Consider the following 16,318-nt stretch of genomic DNA (forward strand, 5'->3'; position numbering starts at 1 on the left):
GACAATGCCAGCAAAAAAAGAGGCAATACACACTTTGAATATTCGGGCGGCGCAGGGCTGGACTGATCTTGAAGAGGTAGATTTCGTCGTGGGGGCGGCGGAGATCGGCAGGTTTATCCGACGCCACGCGCGCCTCATCGCTTGTTCGGTTCTCATCTGCCTCGTCATCGGCATGTTTGCTCTGGGGCGATCGACGCTGATTTATGCATCAACCGTCGTGGTTAGTGCGGAGCGTGGCAATATTTTCGAGTTTGCAGATATGCCTTTGTTTGGAGCGCCGGATGTTGATGACGTCTGGCTCATGACCCAGGCTGAACTGGTGCTTTCGGATCTGGTCGTGTCCTCGGCAGTCGAGCAACTTAACCTAGTGCAGGATCCCCGTTATCTGGCCCCCGGTAAAAGCTACCTGGATTATCTCCGAGGGCGACCGAGCATTCTGCCGGAAGCGAACGAAATAGGCCAAGCCGAAGTCCCTCAGTGGCTTATCGTACAGAGCATTCAGCAATCAACTGTCGTTGATGTCGTGCGCTCCGATGCAATACTCGAGATCACTCACTACGCTACAGATCCGCAACTGGCCGCCGATGTAGCAAACGCTCTGGCTCGGGCATTTGCCTCGGATGGGCTCGTTTCCAAGCTTGACGCAACCACACTTGCCAATGAGTGGATTGAGACGCGTGTCGACGAGTTGGAGCGCAGTGTTCGCAATGCCGATGAAGCGGTTCAGCGCTACAAAAACCTTAATAATCTCGAGGGGAGCGAACCGAGTTCGCTGGTCCGTGACGATCTTACCAGGATCACGCAGGCTTTGTCTGACGCTACCTCAAGCCTTGCCAAGGCGGAAGCCCGCTATGACTCTCTGACGCTGGCACTCGTGTCGGGACAGAAGCAGGCTGTGATTACTGAAGCGCTCAAGAACGCCACATCAACTGAATTGAGGCGTCGCTATCTTGAGGCTCAGCAAATGGCGGCTGAACTTGCCGCCAGCCAAGGGCCAGATCATGCGCAGACGAAGCGCTATGAGGAGGAGATGTTGGCCTTCGAACGGCAGATGGCTGAGGAGCTCGAACGGATACGACAGGGTATTCGCAGCCAAGTGGGTATCGAAAGGTCCCGCGTTGAGGCACTTCAGGCAGAGTTCGAGCAGACACTGAAGGAGGCTGGACAGGCAGGGACAGCGGAAGCGGGGTTGAGGGAACTTGAGCGCGAGTATTCTTCTTTAGAAAGTGTATATACCGAGTTTCTGGCTCGTTATCAGGAAACTCTCCAGAAATTACCGGTTCCTCTGAATGAGGCCGCAATCATCGCCCCCGCCCGCGCGACAATTCATCCGGCTCTTCCAAATCCTGCCATGATCATCACCGCGTCGCTGCTAGCCGGGCTCATCGTCGGCACGGGCTTGGCAGCCTTCATCCAGCTGCGGGACAAGTCCGTTACGGATGCTGAAGTGCTGTTGAGTTCCTATGGTGTCGACTTGGTGGGCGCCTTGCCAAGGTTCGGTACAAGATCCAGGTTGATGCGGAGGCGCAATAGAGCAGGTCTGCATGTTGCCAACGGCAGATTTTCTTACGCGATCGATCATCCGGTAAGTCCATACGCAGAGACCTTGCGTCGTGCGTATCTGCTCATCAGCAGAGATAGACCTGCGGCCGTGGCCAAAATGGTCGGTGTGACCTCCGTGCTGCCCATGGATGGTAAGTCGACATTCGCGGTCAATCTGTCACTGCTGCTCGTGAGTGAAGGAAGAAAAGTTCTTCTGGTCGACGCTTCCTTCAACAGAAAGAACCTGACATCCACTATAGCCCCTGAAGGTCTCTCGGGATCTGAAAATGGTCCGAAGGCGCGGATTTTTCATGACGAAGCCACCGGGCTGGACTTTCTCTCTCTTACTCAATTCCGATCAGGACCGGAAAGTAATCTGGATCTCATGCTCAAATCCTGTATCGAGCATGCCCGATCGCAAACGGATTTATATGATCTTATCATCCTCGATATGCCTGACCTGAGCACATTACGGGATCACGCGTCGGCCTATGGTTCTGTAGAGGAGCTGATTCTAGTCCTCGCACCACGCAAGACTGCTCGCATAGCAGTCTTGCGGGCACTCGAGGAAAACAAGTTCATCAGGTCGAGGCGGCTGAGGGGCGTGTTGAACCTGAAATAGCTCAGTCTCCGATCATTCAAATAAAGTCGCCTTTCGTATCCCGATGCCAACGCTTGAAGACATCAGCGAGTGCTGCCGGAAACGGAAAATTGTTATCGACGAGCCATTGGGGGTACACATCGGTCGATCGGACAAGTTTCATGACGCGGTCCGGATGTATCCCAAGATCGAGAAAGCCGGCTGCGCCAATGACCTTGGCGGCTGATGTAACAGCTATACGCGGGACAGTCACAGTCCTGGCGCCAGTGAAATAGTCTGTTTTCAAAGCAGTCACAATCTCTTCCAGTGTCGGCCGCGATGGATAAGAGCCATTTACGACTATATGTCCCTCATTTCGTTGTCGAGCAAACTCCATGGCGTCCAGCAGGTCGTCGACGTAAATGCAGGACTTAATGGTGTCCTTGCGACCTGGATAAATGAATATGCCTTTTTTCAGAAGTTTCGCGAGCCGTGTAAAGTTTCCATATTCGCCTGCTCCAAACACGACTGCGGGGCGCATCACCGTAAGTTTTTTATTGGCAGAACCGGTTCCGAGCCAATTCTCGTGGATCCTTTCCGCCTGGAGCTTTGAATGTCCGTAGTCGGAAACGGGCTCAGGTGAGCTGTCCTCAGTTTTCATGGTCTCGCTCGGACCATAAACTGATATCGAGCTGGTAAACACAATTTCGCCCGCCCCCGCCCGATCAGCAAGCCGTGTCACTTCCAGTGCACCCAAAACATTTGTAGAATAATACTCGTACGGTTCATGCCCGGGCGTCGTATGAACTGCAGCAAAATTGTAAATTATATTAAGTGGCGTATTGATCTGAACATGACTGAGATCGCGCACATCTGCATTGATGTACTGTACACTTGGGTGAGTCTCGCGGGGCGGCTTTCGGTCCAGCGCAATTACCGTTCGGCCTTGTTTCACGAGCCGGCGGATGAGGTGGGTGCCAATGAAGCCCGAGGCGCCGGTGACGAGGTTGATTGTATCTTCACTGGAAACGGACACTGTAAACTCCTCGAATTGCTTGCTTGGGAGGCAAAGGATTTTTGATGTTTTCTCTCATCGATTTAATTTTAGCCGAGCTAAACACACAATCAGCTCCGGTCGTTGAGATCAGTGTTATTAGTCGATCGGCCATTAACCAATTCAATTATATTAGGCGCCCGTCTTACAATCTCCTCATCGTGCGTGATCATCAAGATTGTCATTTCCTGTCTCAAGCGAAATAGCGAATCAAGGATGAGATCTCGATTGCCGGAATCAAGGCCACTGGTGACCTCGTCCAATATGAGGAGACCCGGAGAGCGAACGAGTGCGCGCGCCAACGCCAAACGTTGCAGCTCTCCCCCAGATATCTGGGTACCACCGTCTCCGACCAGAGTGTCGAGTCCGTGCGGCATGCTGTCAACTAATGCACGAGCATTTGAGCGATCGAGTGAAATGTAGATATGTTCATCCGTTGCGCCGCTAGTGCCGAAAGCTAGATTTTCTCTAACCGTAGCAGAGAGCAAGAAACTCTGCTGAGGCACGTAAGAAATATTGTCCCGCCATATTTTCATATTGTCGACCGATAGGATCTGGTCCCCCACATAAACAGCTCCGCTTTGCGGTTCAAGCAGGCCCATTACTACATCAGCAACTGTCGTCTTACCACTACCTGAATCCCCACAAATCACTGTCAGATCGTTCCTTCTAATGCGTAAACTGACGTCTCTGAGTACAAAAACGCCTCCTCTGACTAGAGAGATGCTTTCCAGTTTAATATCGCCCTCAAATATATTCAAATCATCTGCAGATGTATTGTGCGATGGCTCAGCCCGCGAAATACATTCACGCTCCAAACTCCTAATATCGAGAAATACAGGAGAATCCGCCAACAGTTGCTCAAAGTTGCTCTGAAGCGATGAAAAGCGTGGGTTTATTCGAAGGAATATAACAAACAAAAATATTACATACTCGATTGATAAGCGCACATAAACAAGCGCTACGTACAATACGAGCACTGCAAATATAATGTTGAGCGATTGAACAATCAGACTGGACAATGTGACGCGAGATATGTAGAGTTTGTATTCTTTATCCGCTTTTTCGAATGCATCGTTGGCGATCCGCCTAAATATGGGTTCTGCTGAGTTGCTTTTAACGAGCTTCAGCCCATGTACAAAGTTTGATGTGAAGCGAAGTTGATCTTTTGATAACTCAATGTGTCTCTTGCCGAACTGCACACTTAATTTCCGCGCATTCGAGGATAGTAAAAACAATATTATCCCGGATAAAAAGGCTGCTAGAGTGGTCATAGGTGAAACAGCAATTGAAATGCTGGTGTAAAGCATCAGCGCTATAACATTTTGGACAAGAGAGAACGCCGCTGACATTGCTCCCTGGAGTTTTTCGATACTGCCGTTCAGCAAGTATTCAATGTCTGTCTTCCTTTTTGACGATATAAATCCCCATTTTGCCCTGCTGATAGCGTCAAATAAGTCAATGCGGATCATTTTCGTCGTATCTAAAACAATACTCGAAATAAAGAGCGTCTTAGCTCTATTTATTGCTGAGGCTAATATGATTAGAAAAACGAAAAATATTAGTATTTCGTGAAGCGTGAATGCGAGGTCACGATTCCACAACCAATCTGGAAGGCTTAATATTATTGGCTGGCTGATATCTGTGTTGCGTGCGGCAAGAAAACCAAATAGCGGTATCAGCAAGAACACTGACACGCCCTCGAGCCCGATGCCGAGAGTTAAGGCCGCTACGGCTATCCAGAACCGGGTTGGGGATCTATCTTTAGCATAGCGCAAGAGCGGATATGCCTCATGTTCAAAGCGTCTATGAACGGATGGGTTATCGGCCATCGGTCACTGCCTGCTCCACAAGCTTTACAGATTCAGATATCTGGTCGATGCTATCTACAGATGTAAGTTCATAAACAGGTATCCGATTTGAAGTGGCTGCGACGTTCTCAACGAATGATTTACTGACGCTAATTCGCAGTACGTCATTTCCAAATCGGATTGGGTAGCTGTATCGCATCAGACAAGCAAATGCCTCTTCGTCCGTTAGTCGGCGTAGCCGGGGTTCGGAACCTCTTCCAAGAAGGAATAAGCTGGCGAGAGGTACGCTGGTTCGATGGGGTTCGGGCAGTTTCACAATATGCTTGTCGCCAATTGGTGACCGCGCAAATTGAGGTTGGCCGTCGAAGGCTTTAGGAAAGGCGGAGAGTGTCGCCTCAGATAGTTTCATCGACGGGTATCCATATTGGCAAACGTCCAAGCCGTTCTCGACTTTGATAGCGGCGATGTCATCAGCGACGAGTTGATGCCCACCTTCCATTAGTGCTGCAGCTATAGTTGATTTACCAGCACCCTTGTCTCCCATGAAAGCGACGCCTTTTCCCTCCAAGGCAATACAACTAGCGTGCAGCGTCAAAAAAGATTTTGTGTGCAAAATCATCCCTATAACCGGCCCGACCAATGCAAAAGAAAAAAGGGAGATATCTACATCATTCAGCGGTGTAAAGATAACTTTTTTTCCAGAATAAATCTCAGCAATTCCAAGAAATGGCCAGTATAATCTCTGGTATTCGTCTTCAAAGTGACTGCTTTTCAAATATTCAGGGAACTTCCCATCAATTTCAGGCGCAAAGCGGACAATTATGTCGGCGTCGCCTACCAGTGACGGCGGTAAGTTTAAATCTACTGCGCTATCGATTACATAGCCGTACAATTTATATAGATTCATTTCACGCACCATGCCTCATTACGCGCAGCCACTCATACAGTACAATTGATCGCCAAACCGTAAGCGTATCTATGTTGGCGGAAGTTTCATCCCCACTCTGAATGTTCGTCCATGATTTTCGAACGGTGTTGATGTTCATCATGTCGTCCATTGTGTTGGAAGAAAGAATTGCATTCATAACAGTCGCAGCATTATTGCGAAGGCCTCTCGCCATATGAACAGTGAAGTCGAATTTTGCAGGCCGGAGGCGTATCTGATCCGGTACCCTTCCCTTTAGGGCTTGTCTAAATATTGCCCGTGCCCATTGTTCGTTAAGTTTAGCGCTTTCCGGTAGAGACAGAGCGTATTCTACCAATTGCCTATCGAAGAAGGGAAATCGAACCTCTATCCCTCTCCTGGCTGCGGCCAGCTCTAGGATCTCCAGACTTTCGCTCACTCTCGGTCCGAAGACGCTCGCGATATGATCAGCGTTCGAACCAGGTTCGGTGCCTTTTAGCGCTGTTACGTCTATGTTTGACTCTTCGGCTTGAAATCGCGTTCCAAGAATCTCTTCGACCTGACTCTGTCGCGCTAATAGATCTATTAGCCGCTTCCTAATCCGGTAGAACCTATGCGTACAGTAGCGCAGGAAATAGAGTATAAATAACCGTGCCCTCGGTTCTCCCCATGTCTCGTGTGCCGCCTTAGTGCAGCGCCACAACGTGAGCCATTTCTTTTCACGCGCAAGTTCCGCTAAACGGTAAAAGCCATGTGACATAACTTCGTCGCCTCCATGGCCGTCCATGAAGGCTGTACAGTCTGATGCTTTAGCGGCTCGGTAGAGTTCACCGGTCAATACCAAGCCGGGCGCGTGGAATATTCTTGACTGCTCCTGTAAATGCTGTGCAAGCTCACCGACAGGATCATAATCACTCATGTCAACAAATTTCGCATCTGCGGACAAATCATCTACGGCTATTTCTATGAAGGATCTTTCGCTGTCATTCGGTGTTTCGTCAAACACGATAGAAAAGGTCCTTAGGGGCTGCGAAACCTGCCCTTCAGGCGTTACGGCGGCATAGCAAATTGACGTCGAGTCCAAGCCCCCGCTGCAAGCGTATCCGACTGCTCCGATGTTTCTTGACCTCAACCTTACAGACTCGGCTAAAAGACACCACAGCTTTTCAGGCGAGGCCTCACCCTTGACCTTAATCGAATAAGGATCCCAGTATTGTAGAGCTTGTGGCTTGCAGTTACGCGTCATGGTAACAGTATGGGCTGCCGGTACGCGGAAGATGCCCTTTATCGCTGTTTCGTCGGTATCAGTCGACTGACCTAATAAAAAATTCTTGATATGCGCTTCACTAAGCAAACATTTGTCGTTCAGGTCAGCCAAAGGCGCTATTTCCGACGCGAACACGAGGCCAGCCGGTGTCCAACAGTAGAACAGGGGTTTTACTCCAAGGGGATCGCGGCCCAAAAGAAGACGTGAGTTTCGTTTTTCGTATATAGCAAAAGCAAAATCGCCTAGTAGCTTTTCCGCGAAACATTGCCCCCACTTTAGCCAAGCCCTGTAGATCAGTTCGTGATCGCTAGCCTCTTGAAGTCCGAGATCGTTTAAAAGGTGCTCTCGATTATCGATGCGGGAGTCGCTGGTGACAAAGACGTTCTCATCGAAATCAACCGCTGGCGGATGTATGCTATAGCCGCAATGCGGTCTACGATACAAATTTACGAAAGCTGCACCCGCTTCCGCCGCGGTTGAAGATCCGTCGATCGCGCGATAGCTCATTTTGGTAGCCAACGAGAGCGAGATATCACTCTGTTCTTTCGAGCTAAATACAATGCCAGCGATGCCGCCCATGTATATTAATCCAGTACTCGTATTGTCTTGAAGGTTTGGACAACCTCCTGCGGTCCGCCTGAAACGATGAATTCACCACTCATGGTCCATGCATGAGCCACTAGATTCCCATCGACTGTGTTTACTCCGATGTATATCGGTGCTTTATACCCTTGCCGAGCGAGTACCAGTCTAGCAAGCAGAGCCTGCGGAAGGCAGGTCGCGAACCTCACGCTTAGTGATGCGGCTCTGATTGAAACGAAGGTTTCGTGCGCAAACCTTTTGGGCGCTTCTAAAGAGCCATTCTGCGGAAGAACTTTGATTAAATTCTCAGCCCTAACAACGCGCAGCAAGAAATGGAGGGAAGCGAGGCAGAGCACGAACTTTAGATGGCGGAGTTTACTCTTTATCGGAGTGAACATTTCTGTGTATGAGTCCGTTTTCCGCTAATGTTATGAGCAAGTTGTCTACATCCATTGCTGCGGCCTCATGAGTAACATCAAATTGTAGACATAGGTCTTTGACCGCAGAATCGCGATCCTTACCTTCGCTGATGCTTGCCCAAACAGATCTGCCCGTATCGTTCAGCGTGTAATATGTACCTGACTCCATATCCAGCAGCGCCAATTTGTCTGCTAGTTCGGTCACGAATACATTCTGCTTGCAGGTGTACAGCATTCTAACTTCCAATTTGTTAGTAGCGGGGAGTGTTACTCCCCGCTACACCGATACGGCTCAGGACAGGGTTAACGAACCCACTAGGGTGCCGCCAGTGAATGTCATGTCGATATAGTTCCCGGTTTTGTTCTGTTGAGTAACCGTTTCGAAACTCCCGACTTTCGTCAGCTGAGGCGCATGGTAAGACTTTTTCTGGGTATTGTTCATTTTTCTACTCCTGTTAAGGTCTGAACTTGATTTCAGCATTATTCTGATACTGCGGCGCAGCGCAAGAGTCGAGTCTGTTCGCGAAGTCAACCTTCGCTTCTGCTGTAAACCTTAATTTCAACAAATGTGTGCACACTCTAGGGAAAGCCACTAAAGGAAAACACGTAAAAAGCGTGTGCACCCCCGAAATCGCAGGCAGAAACAATGAGTAAACTCCCGCAGGTTATCGTGATCATTCCGACGCTGAACGAAGCGGCGAACATCGCAAAGTTGATCGAACTCCTTGCAATGGAACGTACTATTTTTTTTGAGTTCGATATTGCTGTTGTTGATGGCGGCAGCACAGACGGTACGGTCGAGATCGTGAAGCAAATGAGCAGCCGGTTCCCATTCGTATACTTGCGCCACAACGAGAGGCGCATCCAGAGTGTCGCGGTCAATATGGCAGCGAATGAATGGAAGCATTGCGCAATCATGATCCGTTGCGATGCCCATAGCGGCTACAGACACGGCTTCCTGCACGGCGTTGCCACTACTTTGTTGTCGACAGGTGCTGACTCAGTTGTTGTTCCCATGGATTCGGTCGGTAGCAACTATGTCTCGTGTGCTATAGCCTGGCTCTCTGACACGCCTGTCGGATCCGGCGGCTCCGCTCACCGCGGAGGGACGAAAAGCGGCTATGTCGATCATGGGCATCACGCAGCATTTCGTCTGGATCGGTTCCTCGAGCTCGGCGGCTACGACGAAACGTTTACGCACAACGAAGATGCTGAGTATGATTGCCGTCTGAGAAAAAGCGGAGGACGCATCTATATGGACAGCGACCACCGTATTTCATATTTTCCTCGCAGGACGCTTGCCGCTCTTGGGCGTCAGTACTTTAGTTATGGGCGCGGGAGGTCACGGACCGTCCTGCGTCACCCAGAATCCCTGCGTCTGCGGCAATTGCTGGTCCCGGCCAATTCGGTCGCTGTGCTTTTGAGCGGTCTGTGGTTTCTGCTCGATCCGAGCCTTCTCGCCGCAGCTTTGCCCGTGGCTTATCTCGGAGCGCTCTTTGTCGTTTCGCTCCATCTTACAATCAAGAATCGATCGGCGGCAGGATTGATTGTGTTGCCCGCTGCTATTCTGATGCATTTTTCATGGGCTGTGGGTTTTCTCACCCAGCTTATCCGAAGCAAACGGGAGCAGTATCGGTCCAAAGCGCTTGATGATTGTTCTAGGGGGGCTGCGTGATCTCTACTCTCGGGATGGAGAAGCCACCCATGACGGCAGCCAGGCACAGAACTGTAGATGACCTCATTGAGGTTTGCCGCTATTCGCTCGACAAATCGCAAAAGCCGTCATTTCGGACAGTAGACCAGGAGCTGATGATTACCGCGATCGGTAACAAGGCGGAAGCCTTGGTTTGTAAGGCTGCCGATGATGGAGTGATAGAAATTTCTGAGGATGCAAAAGTCAGTCTGCGGCATTTCGAGGAATTCAAAAAGGCTAAGAATGCCCACTCCGCGGCTTCGGTTCTTATCGCTCAGAGTGCCATGCGTGGCGCTGGCATCGACTGCGTGCACTTCAAGGGTACCGTCTTTCAATGGTTTCTTTACGGCAATCCATTCTATCGCCTCTCCTGTGATGCAGATATCCTCGTGGACGAAAACGATTTCAGGTCCGCAGCTGAGGCACTAAAGTCGAAAGGGCTGAAGCGTCGCCATCATGGCAATGGATTCTGGTGGGAGCATTTTCTGGAAGAACTTCATTTCGATGATGAAGAGGGTAACCGCAATGTGGATTTGCATAAGGGTATAAAGCAGCCCGGAATTCCGAGATATGATGATATCGGCGGCATTATCAGACGGTCGAAGTCTGCAAGATTCCTCGGTTGTGAACTCAAGGTGCCATGCCCGACGGATTCATATGCGATCTTGCTGATAAACTTCGCCAAGGCCCTTATCAATCGCCAGCCGGCTCTCTGTTATCTTATGGATATTCTGGCGTTGGCAAAGAAGTACGATCATAGCTGTAATGATGATGCGCTTACCAATCTTCCGCATTCACTTAGGCCCGTTCTGAACCTCTCACTTCACACCGCCGGCGTTCTATTCGGCCCGGTCGAAGGTAGAAAGGATTGGACGACTCGGCAGGGTATTCATATGGCTGACGGAGACTTGGTGGCAGCTGTGTTTCCTGGACAGTTTTCTGAAGCTGAGTTGCCCAGACGCCGAGAATTGCTAAAGCACCTCCATGCCGGTCACGCCGCAGGCTACCTGCACGAGGTTTGGAACCTGGCATCCTCAGAAATACTGAGGCGTTCCTCGCATTCTTGAATCCAAGATGCCTGGCAGGCGCTGATGCGGGACCGCGTTGCTCGCCAAATGCGGCCTGGTCACTTGCACCCGAGTGGTTAAACGAGAAGTCCGGCATGCAATAGTTACCAGTTCGTTAAATGGTGTTTGCTAACCATGTATGGTTGTGCCAAAGTCTATAGTATATCGAGACAACGTAATGAGTTACTTTCGATGCTTAAAATTGTTGCACCGACCAGATACCCTTGGACTTTCAATGGTCCTAGAGCCTCAAGGCACATGATCAAGCGATGCAGTTTTGTACCTTTCAACCGCGTCAATTCAAGCTTCGATGGCTTCACCTTGTTTCCGCCGCTCGAGACCAGTCGTTGTGATCTGATTCATGCGTTCAACCGGATACCTTTGGGCCGGAAAAAATTTGTCATAGGTTTTGAGTCCCACCTTCCCCGCATGTTTGGTGGCCTGCCTCATCGTCTGGAGCGACATCTGTGGTCGTCTCTCGTTTCCGACCGGTGCAGAGGGATCGTTGCGATATCGCTATTTGCGCGCGATAGTTTTGTCGAACAAGTTGAAGCGGCTTCACTTCCCAGTTCCGACCAGGCTTTACTATTAAAGAAGCTGACGACAAGATATCCGAACCTACCGCTCCCCGCCTACGAAAACTTGAATACAGAGTTCGTGACGGGAGGCCCTTTCAGATTTTTGTTTGTCGGCAATCATTTCGCTCGAAAGGGTGGCTGCGTTGTCCTGAGAATGGCGGAGCTTTCTCTCAGGCGAAAACTCCCGTTTGAGTTTGCCATCGTGTCCGATTTACAGTGCGGCGGAGCGATATGGTCTGATCCTTTAGGTGTCGATTGCTTTGATAGATACTTGAAACTGCTGACACTGGAGAATGTGGAGCATCACCTGGCTCTGCCAAACGCGGACGTCATGAATTTGCTGAAGAACGCACATATGGGGCTTCTTCCGACTTTTAGTGACACATTCGGCTACAGCGTCATTGAGGCGATGTCGCTCGCCAAACCAGTACTCGTGACTCGTCAGGGAGCACTTCCGGAGATCGTCGATGATGAGTGTGGTCTGATTGTCGATGGAGCAAAGGCCCCTGGCCGATCCGATTGGAGTTGGGATTTCGACCGACGAGATGATCCAGAATTCATAGCCGCGTTCCATTCCGAGGTTGACCGTATAGCCGTTGATGCGCTCTCGAGACTCGAGCATCTTTTTTCCTCGCCGAGCCTTTATGTCGATATGGCAAAACAGGCATATCTTCGTACAAAGAGCCAGTTTGATGCCGAAACTGCGGCGACTTTCTGGGACGAAACCTACGAACAGCTATCTCATGCATAGCCAAAAATGCATCCTCTTCGTACTCGTCTGCGCACACAATTGGCTTGTGCGACCGGTTTCGGCCGAAGACGGCGTGTCGTCTGACAGCCGAATTCTGTCCTATCAGATGAACTCTCCTGTCAACTGTGTGTACTGTATTGCAGAAATCTAGGCAGCGCCTCTTAATGATGTTTTAGGCGGTCCTTTGTACACTCGATCAATGAGGGAGAGTGTTATGAGTTTCCGTCTAAAGTCCTTTCTGGTCGTCATCCAGGTTTCGTTTTTGATTTGGGGGGCCATCATATATGCTGGCTTCGTGTTTGCGATGGGTAGTGATCCGGAGGTTGATCATGTCCACACAGCGAGCGTGCGATAGCTGCTCTGCAAGTCCATGTTTTCACATTCTGTGATGCCGCAACCTAAGCTCAGGCGCCGTATCCGAGATCCGGTTTTTCAAAAGTCTATGTGCGAGAAAGGGCGGGTGAACTAAGGGCCGCGTGGTGGCCTTGTCGCCGCCTAGACGCGGTAACGACATATCCGGCAGGGACCTCATGTTTGCCAGCATTTCACGGGCTTTGGTGCTTGCAATACCGCTGCTTGCGCTGTCCATGAAAGGGGCCGTCGCCGTCGAGGCTCAGATGGGGCTGGCGGTGCTGGTTGCTCTCACTGTACTCCTTGCTGCGGCCAATGGTCGACCTATCGCAGCAACATACTGGGTTTTCAATGGTGCAGCCGCAATCGCTGGATTTCTGAGCTTGTACATTCTGCTGCAGGCCCATGTTCCTGCCTGGAGCTTACATGTCATTGATATCTGGGCGAAAGCCGCGGAAGTATCTGGCCTTAGTTCAAGCTTTGTATCGCTTGCGCCAGCCGACACAATCGCCTCGGTCGTGGCCATTACAAATCCCCTCCTTTTATTCTGCTGCGGTCTGCTTGTTTGCAGGGACGATCAATCAGCCAGGACGATGATTGACCGTTTGGTCACAGGCGGCGGACTGCTCGTTTTCGGCACACTGGTCCTTTTTCTGGTCGAACCCAATGCCTTGCTGATTTGGCAGAGAGAGCATTATTTCGGAAGTTTCACTGGGACCTTCGTCAATAGAAACACTGCCGCAACATTCATCGGCCTTGTTACCATTATGCTAGTCGCTCAGATCATTCGAAAAGCAGATCGGCAAACGATCGCGGGGATGTGGCGCTGGCTATCTGGAGAGAAAATAAGTCCTCGCTTGCGCCGACTCATCGTCTTGAATGTCCTACATGTAATTCTTTGCGCCGCGTGTGCTCTGGGCCTCGTTCTCACTTCGTCACGCGCTGGCATCGCCAGTTCGCTTGTTGCTATGGCTTGCCTTTTTTGTTTCCACTCTTGGATCCGTCCCGAGCTGACTCGGTTTTCGTCCAAACGATCCGGCCGGGTGGTGCCGAGGTGGCTTGTTATGCTTGGAGGCATGGCGGTGCTGCTGGTCTTTGCGTCGCTATTTACAGGTCTCGCGCAGATCAGGCTCGCCGCCGGCATCGCCGATGATGCACGGTTTTGTATCTATCCGGCCGTCATTCAGGCTATTCGTGAAAACTGGCTTTTTGGGACAGGATTCGGCACATTCACCCAGAGCTTTGCACCATATCAACCAGCGTCATGCGGTCTCGACGGAATATGGGAGAGAGCTCACAATTTCTATTTGGAGGGAATGCTTGGACTTGGAATTGTTTTCTTGCCTTTGCTGTTCATCGCAATCTGGACATTAACGAGAGCTTTCAGCGTCGGAATGCGCCAAAGGAAGCGCGAAAGAATCTATCCGGCAGCTGGCCTTGCCGCAGTGATTCTGGTCCTGTCACACTCGATGGTAGATTTTTCTCTCCAAATACCTGGTTTCAACCTATACTTTGCCGCGATACTTGCACCATTGGTGGTCTTGTCGCTCGGTCGTGGCAAAAGCCAGACGCCAGTCATTAAGCCCGCAGCCGCTCGCGCTGATGCATCTTTTTGATGTATTTAACCTTTATGTTGTATTGTTGCTAAACAACAACATGGATCCATCTATTCGATACCCTTGTGGAAAAACCATCTCCGCCCGACTGGTGGCGCTACCCAATGCATGGCATAGGACGAAGACAAGAATGGGCGGGCTGATGACGGTAACAAAGACTCATATATCTCTTTTGGCCAGCGTTGCGATGTTGAGTGGGTGCAATGCCCTATCGGCATCTGGTCCCGCACACAGGGCCATTGATGGCGCGGCTGCAGTCAAGGTTGAGAGTCAAGATAAGCGCGTGGGCATAGACTATGCCCTAATCGACATCAGCAAAGCGATATTGCCGTTTTTCAAGGTTGAGCCTGTCACTTCTTTGAAGGATGGTTTTGGCGGTGGGCGTGGGGCTGCTCCAAATATTCCTCTTGGTGCTGGTGACACTGTCGAAATATCGATCTTTGAGGCGCAGGCCGGTGGCCTGTTCATTCCTGCCGATGCTGGAAGTCGACCGGGTAACTTCATTACCCTTCCTCCGCAACAGATCGACAGCAATGGTACGATTACCGTGCCCTATGCAGGCAGGATCCCCGCAGCGGGTCGACCTAAGGAGCAGGTCGAAACGGAAATCGAGGAGATGCTAGCCAATCGTGCGATCGAACCGCAGGCCCTGATCACGGTAACCTCTAGCCGGTCGAATCAGGTGTCAGTGCTGGGCGATGTGAACGAGCCGCAAAAGGTCTCGATTACGGCCGCCGGAGAGCGCGTCCTGGACGTCGTGGCCACTGCAGGTGGTATCTCTTCGCCAGGCATAGAGACCTACGTTACGCTGCAACGGCGCGGTCGAACTGCAACCGTCTCTTACACCAAGCTGTCAAATTCGCCGGCGGAAAACATTTTCCTGGCCCCTGGCGACACGGTATTTGTGAATCGGGAGCGCCGCACGTTCACCGCCTTCGGTGCAGCGGGAACCAATGGTCGTTTCGACTTTGAAGAGACGTCTTTGACGCTTGCGGAAGCACTTGCAAAAACAGGTGGATTGCTTGACGGTCGGGCTGATCCCGCCCAGGTCGCTCTCTACAGGATGGTTGACCGTTCTGTGTTGCAGCACCTTGGTGTTGATGTTGCAAAGTTCTCCGAGGAGAAGATACCTGTGATCTTCCGCGCGAATTTGCGCGATCCGTCAGCATTCTTCGCTGCCCAGCAATTTGCAATGCAGGACAAGGATATTCTCTACGTTTCGAATGCTGACGCTGTAGAATTGACCAAATTCCTCAGCATCATAAACAATGTTTCCACGACGGTGTCTGGTGTTGCAACTGATGCAGCCAACGCCCGTACCGCTGTTGAGCAGTTGACGGATTGAGTGATGCCAGCCGGTACCGCTTAACTCTAAAATCGTGTAATGATTGCATGTAGCGTGCAACGTGTTATTTCTGCGTTGTAGTGTTGGCCAGGAGTTTGAAGTTGGCAAAACTTAGTCGAATCTCGGGTCTGTTGATGCTGGTATCCGGAGGGCTCGTGTTCCTCGGGCATGGTGAAGCTTCTTCTCAAGGGGTCCCCTCGGCTTGCTTCGTCTCTCCGGCAAAACTGCCCGACAATGAAATTTCTGCTTTCATCGGAAATCCTAACGGATTGCTGGTCGATAATCCTGCTGGAGGATTGCCGATGTCCAGCCGTGTTCGTGCGCTCGCGGGGTCAAGTGGCGCAGCTGTGCAGGCTGTTGTTTCCTTGGTTCCCTCGGCCAACATCGAGCAGCGTGCCGCGATCGGTTCGGGCCTTGCACGCGCTGCGCGCGCCTGTGCGCGACCTAACCCGCTCTATGCAGCATTCATTCAGGAACAGGTAGCAAGCATAGAAGCCGCCGAGGTGATTACGGCTTTTCTTGCTGCGTCCGAAGAAGTCCAGACTGCTGCAGTAGCCGGGGCCGGTGGGGCTGCGGGCGGTGGCGCTCCAGCGGCCGGACTGGGCGCTGGTGGATTGGCTGGCCCATTTTCCGGTGGCCTGTCCGGTGACGATGCCGTAGCGCAATCGGCTGACGCTGTTTCGTTGTCGGCTGCCCGGTCACTGTTCTCTACCGGCGATACGATCGTCGTCGTTAGCCCAGTCCAGTGAGGCTGATGG

Annotated in this window: 14 protein-coding genes; 7 read left to right on the top strand and 7 right to left on the bottom strand. The window is 51.2% G+C overall.

Features of this window, described 5'->3' with window-relative positions:
• The first annotated feature begins 4 nt into the window (after positions 1-4).
• Complete coding sequence (locus tag AC02Y0_RS23250; protein WP_476384230.1) at positions 5-2,164, top strand: GumC family protein; 2,160 nt, start codon at positions 5-7, stop codon at positions 2,162-2,164.
• Between the two features lie 16 nt (positions 2,165-2,180).
• Here AC02Y0_RS23250 and AC02Y0_RS23255 read toward each other — a convergent pair whose 3' ends face one another.
• From AC02Y0_RS23255 to AC02Y0_RS23285, 7 genes are all read right to left on the bottom strand, one after another.
• Positions 2,181-3,158, bottom strand: a complete 978-nt coding sequence (locus AC02Y0_RS23255; RefSeq protein WP_476384231.1) for an NAD-dependent epimerase/dehydratase family protein — start codon at positions 3,156-3,158, stop codon at positions 2,181-2,183.
• A gap of 89 nt (positions 3,159-3,247) precedes the next feature.
• Complete coding sequence (locus AC02Y0_RS23260; RefSeq protein WP_476384232.1) at positions 3,248-5,008, bottom strand: ATP-binding cassette domain-containing protein; 1,761 nt, start codon at positions 5,006-5,008, stop codon at positions 3,248-3,250.
• On the bottom strand, positions 4,998-5,894 hold the full coding sequence (locus tag AC02Y0_RS23265) for a hypothetical protein (protein WP_476384391.1): 897 nt from the start codon (positions 5,892-5,894) through the stop codon (positions 4,998-5,000). The genes AC02Y0_RS23260 and AC02Y0_RS23265 overlap by 11 nt, the downstream gene beginning before the upstream one ends.
• Position 5,895: 1 nt before the next feature.
• Positions 5,896-7,737 carry an asparagine synthase-related protein gene (locus AC02Y0_RS23270; RefSeq protein WP_476384233.1) on the bottom strand — a complete coding sequence of 614 codons (1,842 nt, stop codon included), beginning with the start codon at positions 7,735-7,737 and terminating at the stop codon, positions 5,896-5,898.
• Between the two features lie 5 nt (positions 7,738-7,742).
• Positions 7,743-8,138 carry a lasso peptide biosynthesis B2 protein gene (locus AC02Y0_RS23275; protein WP_476384234.1) on the bottom strand — a complete coding sequence of 132 codons (396 nt, stop codon included), beginning with the start codon at positions 8,136-8,138 and terminating at the stop codon, positions 7,743-7,745.
• Positions 8,116-8,364 (bottom strand): PqqD family protein, encoded by a 249-nt coding sequence (locus tag AC02Y0_RS23280; protein WP_476384235.1) that lies wholly within the window; start codon positions 8,362-8,364, stop codon positions 8,116-8,118. Before AC02Y0_RS23280 ends, AC02Y0_RS23275 begins: the two co-directional genes overlap by 23 nt.
• A gap of 87 nt (positions 8,365-8,451) precedes the next feature.
• Positions 8,452-8,601, bottom strand: coding sequence for a lasso RiPP family leader peptide-containing protein (locus AC02Y0_RS23285; protein ID WP_476384236.1), 150 nt, complete (start codon positions 8,599-8,601; stop codon positions 8,452-8,454).
• 204 nt (positions 8,602-8,805) lie between these two features.
• Here AC02Y0_RS23285 and AC02Y0_RS23290 point away from each other — a divergent pair, with 204 nt between their 5' ends.
• The 6 genes from AC02Y0_RS23290 (at position 8,806) to AC02Y0_RS23315 (ending at position 16,309) form a co-directional block, all read left to right on the top strand.
• The gene (locus AC02Y0_RS23290; RefSeq protein WP_476384237.1) at positions 8,806-9,834 is read left to right on the top strand and encodes a glycosyltransferase family 2 protein; all 1,029 of its coding nucleotides are present in this window, start codon (positions 8,806-8,808) and stop codon (positions 9,832-9,834) included.
• Positions 9,835-9,863: 29 nt separating this feature from the next.
• The gene (locus AC02Y0_RS23295) at positions 9,864-10,919 is read left to right on the top strand and encodes a nucleotidyltransferase family protein (protein WP_476384238.1); all 1,056 of its coding nucleotides are present in this window, start codon (positions 9,864-9,866) and stop codon (positions 10,917-10,919) included.
• Between the two features lie 258 nt (positions 10,920-11,177).
• Positions 11,178-12,248: a glycosyltransferase family 4 protein gene (locus AC02Y0_RS23300; protein ID WP_476384239.1), complete on the top strand. Its 1,071-nt coding sequence runs from the start codon at positions 11,178-11,180 to the stop codon at positions 12,246-12,248.
• A 530-nt stretch (positions 12,249-12,778) separates the two neighbouring features.
• Positions 12,779-14,215: an O-antigen ligase family protein gene (locus AC02Y0_RS23305; RefSeq protein WP_476384240.1), complete on the top strand. Its 1,437-nt coding sequence runs from the start codon at positions 12,779-12,781 to the stop codon at positions 14,213-14,215.
• On the top strand, positions 14,202-15,560 hold the full coding sequence (locus AC02Y0_RS23310) for a polysaccharide biosynthesis/export family protein (RefSeq protein ID WP_476384241.1): 1,359 nt from the start codon (positions 14,202-14,204) through the stop codon (positions 15,558-15,560). Before AC02Y0_RS23305 ends, AC02Y0_RS23310 begins: the two co-directional genes overlap by 14 nt.
• Before the next feature lie 101 nt (positions 15,561-15,661).
• Positions 15,662-16,309 carry a hypothetical protein gene (locus AC02Y0_RS23315; RefSeq protein ID WP_476384242.1) on the top strand — a complete coding sequence of 216 codons (648 nt, stop codon included), beginning with the start codon at positions 15,662-15,664 and terminating at the stop codon, positions 16,307-16,309.
• Positions 16,310-16,318: the final 9 nt, after the last annotated feature.

Source organism: Allorhizobium sp. nf9_anc, assembly GCF_056323085.1.

Coding starts and splice junctions, on each gene's coding strand:
- AC02Y0_RS23250 (WP_476384230.1), top strand. CDS start 5: ATGCCAGCAAAAAAAGAGGCAATACACACTTTGAATATTCGGGCGGCG.
- AC02Y0_RS23260 (WP_476384232.1), bottom strand. CDS start 5,008: ATGGCCGATAACCCATCCGTTCATAGACGCTTTGAACATGAGGCATAT.
- AC02Y0_RS23265 (WP_476384391.1), bottom strand. CDS start 5,894: ATGAATCTATATAAATTGTACGGCTATGTAATCGATAGCGCAGTAGAT.
- AC02Y0_RS23270 (WP_476384233.1), bottom strand. CDS start 7,737: ATGGGCGGCATCGCTGGCATTGTATTTAGCTCGAAAGAACAGAGTGAT.
- AC02Y0_RS23275 (WP_476384234.1), bottom strand. CDS start 8,138: ATGTTCACTCCGATAAAGAGTAAACTCCGCCATCTAAAGTTCGTGCTC.
- AC02Y0_RS23285 (WP_476384236.1), bottom strand. CDS start 8,601: ATGAACAATACCCAGAAAAAGTCTTACCATGCGCCTCAGCTGACGAAA.
- AC02Y0_RS23290 (WP_476384237.1), top strand. CDS start 8,806: ATGAGTAAACTCCCGCAGGTTATCGTGATCATTCCGACGCTGAACGAA.
- AC02Y0_RS23295 (WP_476384238.1), top strand. CDS start 9,864: ATGACGGCAGCCAGGCACAGAACTGTAGATGACCTCATTGAGGTTTGC.
- AC02Y0_RS23300 (WP_476384239.1), top strand. CDS start 11,178: ATGATCAAGCGATGCAGTTTTGTACCTTTCAACCGCGTCAATTCAAGC.
- AC02Y0_RS23305 (WP_476384240.1), top strand. CDS start 12,779: ATGTTTGCCAGCATTTCACGGGCTTTGGTGCTTGCAATACCGCTGCTT.
- AC02Y0_RS23310 (WP_476384241.1), top strand. CDS start 14,202: ATGCATCTTTTTGATGTATTTAACCTTTATGTTGTATTGTTGCTAAAC.